12 protein-coding genes are annotated in these 12,541 nt (G+C 57.1%); 7 read left to right on the top strand and 5 right to left on the bottom strand.

Going from position 1 to position 12,541, the window contains the following annotated elements:
- Positions 1-31 precede the first annotated feature (31 nt).
- From QHL1GM_RS13675 to QHL1GM_RS13655, 5 genes are read left to right on the top strand one after another with little or no spacing between them, the layout of a single operon-like run.
- The gene (locus tag QHL1GM_RS13675) at positions 32-817 is read left to right on the top strand and encodes an SDR family oxidoreductase (protein ID WP_071694979.1); all 786 of its coding nucleotides are present in this window, start codon (positions 32-34) and stop codon (positions 815-817) included.
- Positions 814-2,181 (top strand): NAD(P)/FAD-dependent oxidoreductase, encoded by a 1,368-nt coding sequence (locus QHL1GM_RS13670; RefSeq protein ID WP_071694978.1) that lies wholly within the window; start codon positions 814-816, stop codon positions 2,179-2,181. The genes QHL1GM_RS13675 and QHL1GM_RS13670 overlap by 4 nt, the downstream gene beginning before the upstream one ends.
- Positions 2,182-2,189: 8 nt before the next feature.
- Entirely contained in the window at positions 2,190-2,978 is a 789-nt protein-coding gene (locus tag QHL1GM_RS13665) for a DUF1365 domain-containing protein (RefSeq protein WP_071696005.1), read from the top strand.
- Positions 2,975-4,243, top strand: coding sequence for a cyclopropane-fatty-acyl-phospholipid synthase family protein (locus tag QHL1GM_RS13660; RefSeq protein WP_071694977.1), 1,269 nt, complete (start codon positions 2,975-2,977; stop codon positions 4,241-4,243). The genes QHL1GM_RS13665 and QHL1GM_RS13660 overlap by 4 nt, the downstream gene beginning before the upstream one ends.
- Entirely contained in the window at positions 4,244-4,753 is a 510-nt protein-coding gene (locus QHL1GM_RS13655) for a DUF2878 domain-containing protein (RefSeq protein WP_071694976.1), read from the top strand.
- Here the strand turns inward: QHL1GM_RS13655 and QHL1GM_RS13650 are convergent.
- The gene (locus tag QHL1GM_RS13650; protein ID WP_071694975.1) at positions 4,731-6,572 is read right to left on the bottom strand and encodes a bifunctional diguanylate cyclase/phosphodiesterase; all 1,842 of its coding nucleotides are present in this window, start codon (positions 6,570-6,572) and stop codon (positions 4,731-4,733) included. The two genes, QHL1GM_RS13655 and QHL1GM_RS13650, sit on opposite strands and share 23 nt — an antisense overlap.
- A gap of 277 nt (positions 6,573-6,849) precedes the next feature.
- On the opposite strand from QHL1GM_RS13650, the gene fabA reads away from it, so the two are divergent.
- Together fabA and fabB are read left to right on the top strand one after the other, a co-directional pair.
- On the top strand, positions 6,850-7,365 hold the full coding sequence (gene fabA / locus QHL1GM_RS13645; RefSeq protein ID WP_022520895.1) for a 3-hydroxyacyl-[acyl-carrier-protein] dehydratase FabA: 516 nt from the start codon (positions 6,850-6,852) through the stop codon (positions 7,363-7,365).
- Positions 7,366-7,378: 13 nt separating this feature from the next.
- Entirely contained in the window at positions 7,379-8,596 is a 1,218-nt protein-coding gene (gene fabB, locus QHL1GM_RS13640) for a beta-ketoacyl-ACP synthase I (protein ID WP_071694974.1), read from the top strand.
- An 80-nt stretch (positions 8,597-8,676) separates the two neighbouring features.
- Here fabB and QHL1GM_RS13635 read toward each other — a convergent pair whose 3' ends face one another.
- From QHL1GM_RS13635 to QHL1GM_RS13620, 4 genes are all read right to left on the bottom strand, one after another.
- On the bottom strand, positions 8,677-9,411 hold the full coding sequence (locus QHL1GM_RS13635) for a 1-acyl-sn-glycerol-3-phosphate acyltransferase (protein WP_071694973.1): 735 nt from the start codon (positions 9,409-9,411) through the stop codon (positions 8,677-8,679).
- On the bottom strand, positions 9,408-10,298 hold the full coding sequence (locus tag QHL1GM_RS13630; RefSeq protein WP_071694972.1) for a sugar nucleotide-binding protein: 891 nt from the start codon (positions 10,296-10,298) through the stop codon (positions 9,408-9,410). Before QHL1GM_RS13630 ends, QHL1GM_RS13635 begins: the two co-directional genes overlap by 4 nt.
- Before the next feature lie 52 nt (positions 10,299-10,350).
- Positions 10,351-10,992, bottom strand: coding sequence for a single-stranded DNA-binding protein (ssb, locus tag QHL1GM_RS13625; protein WP_071694971.1), 642 nt, complete (start codon positions 10,990-10,992; stop codon positions 10,351-10,353).
- A gap of 72 nt (positions 10,993-11,064) precedes the next feature.
- Positions 11,065-12,444, bottom strand: a complete 1,380-nt coding sequence (locus tag QHL1GM_RS13620; RefSeq protein ID WP_071694970.1) for an MFS transporter — start codon at positions 12,442-12,444, stop codon at positions 11,065-11,067.
- Positions 12,445-12,541: the final 97 nt, after the last annotated feature.

Raw genomic sequence — 12,541 nt, 5'->3', positions numbered from 1 at the left:
AACATCACGGCGGGGCGCACTAGGAGGCTTGATGAGTACATGGGAAACGCCCCAACGCATTTGGTTAACCGGTGCCACATCAGGTATTGGTGAGGCATTGGCGAGCAAATTTATCGCCCAAGGCCATCAGGTGGTGCTTAGCGCACGCAACGCTGAAGCTCTTGAAGGGTTGTGCCATGGCCACCCCAATGCCCACCCTCTCCCGTTGGATATCAGCGACCGGCAGGCAGTGCTCAAGGCAGGTAACGACATCCGCGACCAGCTCGGGGCGCTAAACTTGGCGCTCTTTAACGCCGGCACCTGTGAATACCTGAATGCTCAGCAGTTCGATATGGATTTAGTCGAACGCGTTTTCAAACCTAACCTGTTCGGCACTTTGTACGGCGTCGAAGCCGCACTGCCGCTGCTGCGCGCAGCGCGCAAAGAGGGCCTTCCGGCTCGGTTAGCCGCTACCTCCAGCGCTTCGGCCTATTTACCGCTACCCCGTGCGGAAGCCTATGGGGCGTCTAAAGCCGCAGTGAGTTACTTTTTGGAGTCGCTGCGCTTAGACCTTGATCAGGAGGGCATTGAGGTCAGCCTGATCCATCCCGGCTTTGTGAAAACGCCGCTCACCGAACGTAACGACTTCCCTATGCCGATGCAGGTGACTGCAGAGCAAGCCGCCGATGCCATTATCGCGGGGCTGGTGAAGGGGCGTCTGGACATCCACTTCCCACGCCGGTTTACCTATCTGGTTAAATTACTGGGTATTTTGCCCCCCGCTCTGCGCCGCCAAGTGGGCCTGCGCATGACTCGCAGCCAAAAGGAGTCGTCATGAGCGCCATGGCATCACAAAGCTCTGGAGCGTCACAACGTATTGCCATTATTGGCAGCGGTATTAGCGGCATGGCAGCCGGTTGGTACCTCTCCGCCCAGCATGAGGTCACGCTGTTTGAAGCGGATTCACGCCTGGGTGGCCACACCGCCACCATGGATGTGGACGTTGAGGGGCACGCCTACGCTATCGATACCGGCTTTATAGTCTTTAACGACTGGACCTATCCGCATTTTCAGCGCCTGCTGGCCACCCTGGGCGTCGCCTCACAAGCCACCGAAATGAGCTTCTCGGTACATGAGACAGCGCGGGACTTTGAGTACAACGGGCATACCTTAGGCTCGCTGTTTGCCCAACGACGCAATTTATTTAACCCCTCTTTTTACCGCCTGCTGGGAGACATTCTGCGCTTTAACAAGCAGGCCACCCAAGCGCTGGAGAGCCAACAGCTCCCCGAGCATATGACCCTGGGTGAATATTTAGACCGTAACCGCTACAACCGCGATTTTCAGCAGCGCTACTTACTGCCCATGGGGGCCGCCATCTGGTCGGCCAGCATCAGTGATTTACGCGCCTTCCCGCTGGCGTTTTTTGTGCGTTTTTTCCGTAATCACGGCCTGCTATCGGTCAACCACCGCCCTCAGTGGCACACCCTGGTGGGCGGTTCGAAAAGCTATATCCCCAGCCTGACGGCGCCCTATGCATCGCGCATTCACCTCAATACACCGGTCACCCGGATCACCCGCAACAGCACCGGCGTCAGTATTACCACGCCCTCCGGCACCCAGCGCTTTGACCAAGTAGTGCTCGCCTGCCACGCCGACCAGGCACTGGCCATGCTGGGCGACGCCAGCAGCGACGAGCAAGCGATCCTCGGCGCCATGCCCTACCAGGATAACGAGGTGGTGCTGCATACCGACACCGCCCTGCTGCCGCGCCGCAAGCGCGCCTGGGCGAGCTGGAATTACCGCCTCGACCAGCGCGATAGCGAAGCACGGGTATCGGTCACTTACGCTATGAATATCCTTCAACGGATAGAGAGTGACACCACGTTTTGCGTGACCCTGAACGACAGTGCCAGCATCGATCCCAGCAAGGTGCTGGGCCGCTACACTTACGCACACCCCCAGTTCACCCTGGCAGGCCAAGCGGCTCAAGCGCGCCACGCCGACATTTCGTCTACGGCCCATCGCACCCACTTTTGCGGCGCCTATTGGCGTAACGGCTTCCACGAAGACGGCGTGTGGAGTGCGCTACGGGTGGCGCAGGCATTAGGCTGTGATGAAGCTGCCCCACCGCCTGCAGATCCTTCCGCGCTGCCTGCCCATGAGTTGCTATCACCGCAAGGTGTCGAGGGGCTGGGTTGATGGCTAGCATGCTGACTGAAATGACAGCTGGGCTAACCACCCAGCCACGCTCGCGTATTTATCGTGGCACCCTACGCCACCGGCGCTTTACGCCCACATCCCACGCCTTTAGTTACCAGCTGTGGATGGCCTGGTTGGATCTGGATGAACTGCCCGACCTATTCGATAAGGTGCCCGGCTTTAGCGCTCGACGCCCTGCATTGGCAAGCTTTCGCCGCGAAGACTATCTAGGCCCGGTTGACCGCCCGCTAAAAACCGCCGTTCGCGAGGAGCTTATTCGTCAACTGGGCAGTGCACCTAATGGCCGTATCTGTGTGCTTACCCAGCTCCGCACGCTGGGCTGCATGTTTAACCCTATTTCCGTCTACTACGCCTACGACCATCTGGGCCGACTGACAGCCGTATTAAGTGAGGTCACCAACATGCCCTGGCGTGAGCGCACCCGCTACGCCAGCGCGGTGGACCCAACACGCCACAGCCACCAAGCACATTTCGATAAAGATCTTCACGTCTCGCCATTTAACCCCATGGAGATGACCTATCGCTGGAAATTTAATGCCCCCGCCGAAAAGCTCTTTCTGCACATGGAGAACTGGCAGGATCAGCAGTGCCATTTTGATGCCACCTTAACCCTTGACGCCACACCCGCCACCCGTGGCGCGTTGCTAAAAACCTTGGCGCGCCAGCCATGGATGAGCCTGAAAACCATTGCGGGCATTCATTTTGAAGCGCTTCGCCTGTGGCTTAAGCGCGTCCCCGTTTATAACCACCCCAAGCGCAAGGAGACTTCAAAGTGACGACCCTGCGTTCCACGCCTCCCAATATTCAGCCCATTGCGCAAGATCGCTTAACCAAGTGGTTAAAGCCACGCCTAATGGCCCAGCTGGACGACTTTCGCGGCGGCCGTATCACCCTGATTGAAGGCAATCAGTGTCATCACCTAGGTCAACAAGGCCCGCTGCAAGTGACCGTGGTGATTCGCCACTCCCGCGCGTGGAAGCGCCTTGCCTTTGGCGGCACCGTAGGGGCTGCCGAATCTTACATGGATGGCGATTGGGACGCCGACGATCTGGTCGCCCTGGTGCGCCTGTTCGCCGCTAACCTTGAGCAGGTAAATACGAAAATGGAGAACGGCAGTGCCCGCTTCGCCCGTTGGTTACTGGGCGCCGCCTACCGCTTGCAGCGCAACAGTTTAAGCGGCTCGAAACGCAATATTGCCGCCCACTACGATATCGGCAACGATCTGTTTTCTACGTTTTTAGATCGTCACCACTGGATGTATTCAAGCGCCGTGTTCCCCTACCCGGAAGCCAGCTTGGAAGAGGCCTCGACCTATAAGCTCGATTTGATGCTGGAAAAGCTCGACGTACAGCCCGAGCATCACCTGCTAGAGATTGGGACCGGCTGGGGAGGACTAGCGATTCACGCCGCCAAAACCCGCGGCTGCCGCGTCACCACCACGACTATCTCGGATGAGCAACACGCCCATACCGCTCAGCGTATTAGGGAAGAGGGGTTAGAAGATAGAATCACCCTGCTTAAACAGGATTATCGTGAATTGACCGGTCGCTACGACCGTCTCATTTCGGTGGAGATGATTGAGGCGGTGGGGCATCAGTATCTTGATACCTACCTCAACAAACTGGACAGCCTGCTGACCGACGATGGTCAGGCCATGCTACAAGCCATCACCATCCGCGACCAGCGCTTTGAAGAAGCTAAACGCGATATGGATTTTATCAAGCGCTACATTTTTCCTGGCGGCTTTTTGCCCTCGCACCACGCCATGTTAACCAGCGTTATGCGTAAAACGTCACTGAACATCGTCGCACTGGATGAAATTGGCCCGCATTACGCGCGCACCCTGCGGGAGTGGCGTCACCGCTTTGAAGCCAGCCTGGAGCAGGTGAGAACATTGGGCTACGACGAGCGCTTTATCCGCATGTGGCGCTACTACCTGTGCTACTGCGAGGGCGGCTTTATCGAGCGCTCCATTGGCACCTGCCATCTACTGCTGGCTAAACCAGCGGCGAAACCCATTCCGCTCACCGGCGCGCTCTAAATGGCATCACCCAAGTGGCAGGCGCTGGTGTTGAATGCCCTGCGCTTTGAGGCTGGCTGGCTACTGTGCGTGCTGGGCGGCTCATGGGTTGCCGCCATAGCAGGGGCCAGCCTGTTGGCCTGGCACCTATGGCGCTGGGCGCGCCCCGGGGAGTGGCGATTTATCGCCGGATTTGCGCTGCTGGGACTGGTGATTGATGGCGGCTTGCAGTTACTGGGAGGCTTCGATTTTAACGATCAAACGCTGGTGCTGGGGCTTCTACCGCTGTGGCTGTGGATGCTTTGGCCGCTGTTTGCCACGCTGGTCTATCATTCGCTTGCATGGCTGTGGCGCTATCCATTGCTAGCCGCGCTGTGTGGCGCCATTAGCGGCCCACTCTCTTATTACGGTGGAGCGCTACTGGCGGAGGTGACCCTGGCTGCTTGGTTACTCCCCGCTCAGGCGCTCATTTGGGCGATGCTTTGTATGGGTATCAGCTATTTCAACCCTATGAAGCAGAAGGAGCAGTGACAGGTGCGGGCACCAAACGTTTTTCCAACTCAGCGGCGGCAAGCGGCCGAGCAAAGTAGAACCCCTGCACGGACGTGCACCCGGCCTTGACCAAGAACTGACACTGCTCTTTGGTTTCAACACCTTCTGCAATCACCCCTAGCCCCATGCCCTCTGCCATTGCCAAGACGGCCTTAACTATCGAGGCGTCCGCCTGATCGTGGGGCAGCTCTTTAATGAATGCCCGATCGAGTTTTATCTTGTCCACCGGCAAGCGTTTTAAGTAGCCAAGCGACGAATAACCCGTCCCAAAGTCGTCGATGGCAATCGCAAAGCCTTGATCCCGTAGCGCCTGTAGGCGTGGCCCCATATCCCCCGCACGCTCGTCGAGTAGCACCGACTCCGTCAGCTCCAAGCCAATTTGCGAAGGCTTCAACTGGTAACGCTTTAGGCAGGTCGTCAGTTGGCTCTCCAGATCACCTTGAAACAGCTGCAGCGCCGAGATATTGACCCAAATCGTCAGCTTGGGCATAGCGCTGTTGCGCCAATGGGCCTGCTGGGCGCAGGCTTTTTCGATCACCCAGGCGCCCAGCTGGCTCATTAAACCGTGCCGCTCGGCCAACGGAATAAAGTCGCCCGGGGAAATCATGCCGTCCCTGGGGTGGCGCCAACGCAGTAGCGCCTCCATCCCCACCAGCTCGCCGCTGCCAGGATCATGCTGGGTTTGATAATGCAGCTCCAGCTGGTCACCGGAAATAAGCGCAGCGCGTAGATCGCTGACCAGTGCCAGCTGAGGGTTATCCTGCTTATCCAATGCCGGGCGAAAGCGCTGGCTTAAGTTACGCCCCAGGCGTTTGGCGCTGTAAAGCGCCGACTCTAAGCGCTGGAAGACGACACCCGAGTCGTTACCATCTTCGGGCACCCGACAGCTGCCAATCGTGAGCCCTAGGCGCAACGAGTGGTCGTTAATTTCAAATGGCCGACTCATATGCTCGCGCAGGGTGGCTATCCACTGGTCATGATCGTCGAAGGTGGTGGTGCGAATCACCATAAACTCATCGCCGCCCAGGCGCCCTACCTCGCTCCCTGCCACGTAGCTGGTTAGCCGCTGGGCAAAGCGCGCTAATAGCCGATCACCCTGCTCAACCCCCAGGCTATCGTTGACTGACTTCAATCCATCGATATCCACCAGCGCCATATCCAGGCTTTCGCCCGCGCGTAAATGGCGCAGCCGGGAGGCAAGCAGGTCGTGGAGACGGCGACGGTTGGGCAGCCCGGTGAGAGGGTCTTCGTAGCCGATACGGCGCAAATCGCGCTCACGGGCTTTTTGTGCCGAAATATCGGTAAACAGATTAATAAAATGGGTAATGTTGCCGCGCTTGTCGGTCACGGCACGGACTTTTAGCCACTCGGGGTATTCGTCGCCGTGTTTACGCCGGCTCCACATTTCACCTTCCCAACGGCCGGTACTTTTCAGCGTGCTCCAAAACGCTTGATAGAAGGCCTTATCATGGCGCGGTGCTGCCAGCGTCTCCAGCTTCAGCCCCTGAATCTCATGGCTGGCATAGCCGGTAATTTCGGTAAATGCTGGATTAACTACCATAACGTGATTTTGCGCATCGGTAATCACCATGGCATCGCTGGCGAGACTTAACGTATCTTGCGACAGCCGCAGGCGCAGCCGCTGTTGACGCACTTGTTTCCAGGCGTCCCACACCCCAAGCGCAACTAGCGTGGCAGCCACCAAGCGTAGCATCGCATCAGGTACCCAAACACAAGCGGGAAGCGCCGTCAGTGCGACCCAAACTAACGGACGATTGAGAGAAACAGGAAGCCACATGGCGATTCGCTATACCCTATACAGATTAACCTAAATAAAAATTAGCGTTAGGTGCCATGCTGACCATGCCGCCTAAGAAACTTGGATGCTCTATATTACGGCAATGGAACATTTATTGTGCACAATCGGCAGCTGTTTAACCAAGCTGCCCACTAAAGTGTTATCGGCCGATCCGCTAAAATCTCAAGTTATGGGCGATAAATAGCCAGTTACGTGCATTCAGCGGTTACGGGAAGTAGACTAGTACTACAACCAATTTGATATTCGGAACGATTCAGTGACCAAGCAACATTCCTTTGATCGCGAAGAACTACTGGCCTGCTCGCGGGGCGAATTATTCGGCCCCGGCAATGCACAGCTCCCTGCGCCTAACATGCTGATGCTTGATCGCATCAAGCATATACACGAAGAAGGCGGTGAGCATGGCAAGGGCGAACTGATCGCCGAGCTGGATATCACGCCTGATTTGTGGTTCTTTGACTGCCACTTTCCCGGTGACCCCGTCATGCCTGGCTGTTTGGGTTTAGACGCCATGTGGCAGCTAGTCGGGTTTTATCTGGGCTGGCTAGGCCACCCAGGTCGTGGACGTGCGCTTGGCTGCGGCGAAGTTAAATTCAGCGGACAGATTCTGCCGGATGCACAAAAAGTGACCTATAGCATTAATATTAAGCGTATTATTACCCGGCGTCTTATCTTGGGTATCGCCGACGGTACAGTAACCGTTGACGGACGCGACATCTATCAGGCTAATGATCTGCGCGTTGGCCTATTTACCTCCACTGCGAATTTCTGAACAGGAGGCTCCCATGCGACGAGTGGTAGTCACCGGCCTTGGCATCGTATCTTGCCTTGGCAACGACCAACGACAGGTCCTGGACGCGCTCAAAACTGGGCGCAGCGGTATTCGTTTTAAAGAAGAGTATGCCGAGCGTGGCTTCCGTAGCCATGTCGCAGGCAGTGTCGATATTGATCTTGACGCTCTCATTGACCGCAAACTGCGCCGCTTTATGGGCGATGCAGCTGCCTATGCGTATGTTTCTATGGCCCAGGCCATCGAAGACGCAGGGCTGAGCGAAGAGCAGGTATCTAACGAGCGTACGGGGCTTATTGCCGGCTCCGGCGGTGCTTCAAGCGCTAATCAGGTTGAAGCAGCCGACGTATTGCGTGAAAAAGGGCTGCGCCGCGTTGGCCCTTATCGCGTCACCCGGACAATGGGCAGCACCGTTTCAGCGTGCTTGGCGACGCCGTTTAAAATCAAAGGCATCAATTACTCTATCTCTTCTGCCTGTGCGACCTCAGCACACTGTATTGGCAGTGCAATGGAGCAAATTCAGCTCAACAAGCAGGATGTTGTGTTTGCCGGTGGCGGCGAAGAGGAGCACTGGACTCTCTCCTGCCTATTTGATGCCATGGGCGCGCTCTCTACCCACTACAACGACACCCCTGAACAGGCCTCGCGCCCTTACGATCAGGCCCGCGATGGCTTTGTTATCGCCGGTGGCGGTGGCATGTTGGTGTTGGAAGAGCTTGAGCATGCCAAAGCCCGCGGCGCCAAGATTTATGGCGAATTAGTGGGTTACGGCGCTACCTCTGACGGTCATGATATGGTCGCTCCTTCGGGCGAAGGTGCTATGCGCTGCATGCGCCAAGCGATGGCAACGGTCGATGGCGATATTGATTACATCAATACCCACGGTACCTCGACGCCCGTAGGCGATGTTGCCGAGCTCAAAGCAATACGCGAAGTGTTTGGTAATACAACGCCCGCAATGAGCTCGACCAAATCGCTCACCGGCCACTCCCTGGGGGCTACCGGTGTACAGGAAGCGATCTATTCGCTGCTGATGATGCAGCACAACTTTGTTGCCGCCTCGGCGAATATCACCGAGTTGGATGAGCAGGCCGATGGCTTTGATATTGTCACCGAACGCCGCGATGGCGTGACGATAGATCGTGCCTTATCTAACAGCTTCGGCTTTGGCGGCACCAATGCGTGTTTAGTCTTCCAGCGTTTTAACGACTAGCGCTAGTACGACTACTCGTATGATGAGCATAAAAACGGCGCCCACTGGGCGCCGTTTTCATATGGCAGCAAGATACGCTGTTAGCGAGAGGTAGGCCGCGGCACGTCTGAAATTTCTTGTAGCTGCGCTTCAATCCAAGCTTCGACGTCTGCGAGCACTTCATCGGGCATACGCCCAGCCGTCTCAATTGGCTTACCAATGCGCACACGCAGTACGCCGGGCTGCTTAACCCAGTGGCGTCCTGGCCAGCGCTCGCCAGCGTTGTGAGCCACCGGCAAGACCGGTACCCCTGCACGACACGCCACCACGCTGCCACTTTTGTTATAGCGCTTGCGAATGCCTGGATCTACCCGCGTCCCTTCAGGAAAAATCAGCACCGAAAGCCCCGTGCCCAAACGCTCGACGCCCTGTGTAAGCACTTGCTTCATCGCCCGCGCCGGTTTGGAGCGATCTAGGCTGATCGGGCGAAGCAGACGCAAACCCCAGCCAAAGATCGGTAGACGCAGTAATTCGCGTTTCAGTACGGTACATACCGGCGGCTTCATTACCTGCAGAAACACGGTTTCCCATTCACACTGATGGTTGGCCTGGATCACGCAGGGGCCGCTAGGCAGGTTTTCCCGGCCTTGAATGTCGTAGCGCACCCCGCAGGCGATACGAAACCACACCATCAAAAAATAGTTATACAAATTGAGTAAGCGGTAGCGGCCAGACAGCGGAAGAAACGGCGCAATGGGTAGAAACAGGATGCCGATCATTAGCATGGCAAAAAAATAGCCGGCATAAAAAACCAAGCTGCGAACCACATTTATCAAGCCGACGCTCCTGTATCGCTGACACGGTTACTTTCACGGGTTAAACACCACGCATCTAACATACGTCCAGCCTCTAAGCGCCACGGTTTCTGATGAACGCCAAACACGTCCAGCACACGTCGGCAGTTCAAAACGCGCCGTAGCTTAGCATCGTGATGATGTTTAAGCGGCTGAACCTCGCCGAGGTTAATCTGCTCACCGCGCCCCTCAAGGTGCGTTAATAGCTGGGTACGCACCATGGAGGTAAAGGTAAAAGCGCTGACAGGTTCGGTGCCAGCAAGATGATAAGCCCCCCAGGACTCAGCACCACTGACCTGCTGCTGTAGCATACCAATCAGCGCCATGGCGACGGCATCCGCGGAGGTCGGGCAAAAAATCACATCCTCCGCAGCGCGCACCGCCTTCCCGAGCACCAAGTGACCGATGATGTCATTTAGCCATGCATGGCTGCCTTCCAGCGCAAACAGCGGCCCTAAGCGCACAATCAAATGACGCTGAAACTCCGCACGGATGCGGTCACCGGTCTGAACCAGGCGGCGCAAGCTGTCATCCCGCGGAGCAGGCACCACGTGCTCGTCAATGGGGACTTCCAAACCGTCTTCGTAAAGCTGATCGGAGACACACCATACCAACGCCACGTCTTGCGCCTGGCAGGCATCCAGACAGATATCTACCGCATCGGCATGGGCCGTAACGTCCGCTGGCGCCATGTTCAGTGGGTGGGCCAACGGTGGAATAATCACGGCGTCAGGGGCTATCGCCTCAAGGCGTGACGGCGTGATGGTGGTTCCTTGCTCGATGACCAACTCTGTATCGGCACGACGGCTTGCTTCCCGGGCCAGTGCCAAGCTTAGGCAGTGTCCGGCATCCAGTATTAACAGCTTCAAGACACCCCTCCCTTATCACGCTTACTTCCACGCTGAGCGACGAATAGCACGCTCAGAACGGGATCTCATCGTCGAAATCGTCGAAGTTACCTGGGTCCGGGGCGCCGTAGCTGCTGTTCTGCTGGTTGGGCGGAGGAGCTTGGTTGCCCTGCTGCGGCGCTGGCTGCGCGGGGCGAGGAGACTGCTGCGGGCTCTGCCCGCCGGGGTAGTTATTGCCGCCTTGGGGCGCGCCACCCTGTGGGGGATAACCGCCGCCCTGATTATTGGCGGCAGGGTTATTCTGGGCGGGGCTGTTTTGCGCCGGCGCGTTCTGGGGATAGTTGTTTTGCGGGGCGCCGCCGCCTTGGAAATCACCGCTGCGACCGTCAAGCATCTGCATATCGTTGGCGACGATTTCCGTCGAGTAGCGATCCTGACCGTTTTGATCCTGCCACTTGCGGGTTTGCAGGCGCCCTTCAATATAGACTTTGGAGCCTTTTTTCAGGTACTGCTGGGCGATTTCGGCGGTTTTATTGAACATCACCACGCGGTGCCATTCGGTGCGCTCTTGGCGCTGGCCGCTCTGACGATCCATCCAGGTATCGGTGGTGGCCAGATTTAAATTGGCCACGGCGGTGCCGCTGGGGGTGAAACGCACCTCTGGATCCTGCCCGAGGTTGCCAATCAGAATGACCTTGTTAATGCCGCGAGCCATAAGGCGCTCCTTTAATAGCTGTCATGTAGAGTTTATTGCCAACCGCCGCCACACTTCATTGGCACGGCTGGATTAAGATTTTGGGGGTGCCATTAGCTTGTTCAACGCTGCCTGATCAAGTTGCTGACGGTTCACCTTTAAATAGACCAAGCGCTCTTCCGGCACCACCATGACATCTTCCACGCCGACCACATCGGCTAAGTGTTCCATTAACAGGTCGAGCGCGTCTGCCTGGGTCTCGTGAAGCGCCACCACTTCGCTGGAGAGCGGTGGCGGTGCGGGCATCCGCCACATGGCGATCCACCAGCATAACGCCAAACCAGCACAGCCAATAAAGACCGCATTGAGACCACCATAGTGAGCCAGCAAGCCGCCTAGCGTACCGCCTAAAAAAGCGCCTAAAAATTGGCTGGTGGAGTACACCCCCATCGCGGTTCCTTTGGCGCCCGCCGGGGCAAGCTTACTGAGCATGGAAGGTAGCGTCGCTTCCAGCAAGTTAAAGCCGGTGAAGAACACAAACAGCCATACAAACAGCCAGTAGCTTGGCGAGAGTGGCAACCCCAGCCCCGCCAGACTCAACACAATAGCGCCGATCGCTGCCAGACACATCAAGCGCATGCGCTGCTGCTTCTCAGCCACGATAATCAGCGGCACCATAGCAACAAACGATAGCGCCATAATGCCAAGATACGCCAGCCCATGATACTCAATCGCCACACCGGCGTTTAGCAGGCGAAAAGGTACCGCGACAAATATCGCCATCAGCACTAAGTGCAGGGCAAAAATCGACACATCCAACCGCCATAAATCAGGGCGGATTATCACGCTCTTAAACTGCTGGCGGTCCATGCCCACATCACGGTGGCGCCTTCGCCGTGGCGCTGAAGGCACCCAGCGCCACAGTACCAGCAGCCCCACCAGCGTTAGCAGTGCAGTAAACCAGAACACCCCGGCCAGCCCCGCCCAGGCGGCAAGCCACGGCCCCAGCACCATGGCAATCGCAAACGACACGCCAATAGAGAGCCCAATGGTCGCCATGGCGGCGGTGCGCACCTCCTCACGGGTTTGATCCGCCAGCAGTGCCATAATAGCCGCGGCTACGGCGCCACAGCCCTGCAGCGCTCGACCAGCAATAACGCCGGCAATGCTATCGGAGAGCGCCGCGATCACGCTGCCGAGGGCAAAAATCACCAGCCCCATGGCAATTACCTGCTTGCGCCCAATGCGATCAGAAAGTAACCCAAACGGAATTTGCAGCGTCGCCTGGGTTAAACCATAAATACCCAGCGCCACGCCCACCAATAGCGGGGTTGAACCCTCAAGGGTGTCGGCATACAGCGCCAATACCGGCAGCACCATAAACAGACCCAGCATGCGCGATGCATAAAGCCCGGCCAAACCACTGATCGCACGACGTTCAGAGGCCAGCAATAGTGCGGAAACCTTGCGCATAATGCCCTTTTATATGGTGGTTAAGCATGTGGTGAGTCAGTGTGAATTGTGACAATCCTCTATTCTAGCGGTTTGGGCTGGCGCTGGAAACGTCGCG

Origin of the sequence: Halomonas sp. QHL1, from assembly GCF_001882345.1 — a bacterium.
Lineage (GTDB): Bacteria > Pseudomonadota > Gammaproteobacteria > Pseudomonadales > Halomonadaceae > Vreelandella.
The sequence above is the reverse complement of the archived record's forward strand: the minus strand, read 5'-3'. Positions and strand labels throughout refer to the sequence as shown.

Bases quoted from the DNA above. Each gene is read 5' to 3' on its own strand.
- QHL1GM_RS13675 (WP_071694979.1), top strand. From the start codon at position 32: ATGAGTACATGGGAAACGCCCCAACGCATTTGGTTAACCGGTGCCACA.
- QHL1GM_RS13670 (WP_071694978.1), top strand. From the start codon at position 814: ATGAGCGCCATGGCATCACAAAGCTCTGGAGCGTCACAACGTATTGCC.
- QHL1GM_RS13665 (WP_071696005.1), top strand. From the start codon at position 2,190: ATGCTGACTGAAATGACAGCTGGGCTAACCACCCAGCCACGCTCGCGT.
- QHL1GM_RS13655 (WP_071694976.1), top strand. From the start codon at position 4,244: ATGGCATCACCCAAGTGGCAGGCGCTGGTGTTGAATGCCCTGCGCTTT.
- QHL1GM_RS13650 (WP_071694975.1), bottom strand. From the start codon at position 6,572: ATGTGGCTTCCTGTTTCTCTCAATCGTCCGTTAGTTTGGGTCGCACTG.
- fabB (WP_071694974.1), top strand. From the start codon at position 7,379: ATGCGACGAGTGGTAGTCACCGGCCTTGGCATCGTATCTTGCCTTGGC.
- ssb (WP_071694971.1), bottom strand. From the start codon at position 10,992: ATGGCTCGCGGCATTAACAAGGTCATTCTGATTGGCAACCTCGGGCAG.
- QHL1GM_RS13620 (WP_071694970.1), bottom strand. From the start codon at position 12,444: ATGCGCAAGGTTTCCGCACTATTGCTGGCCTCTGAACGTCGTGCGATC.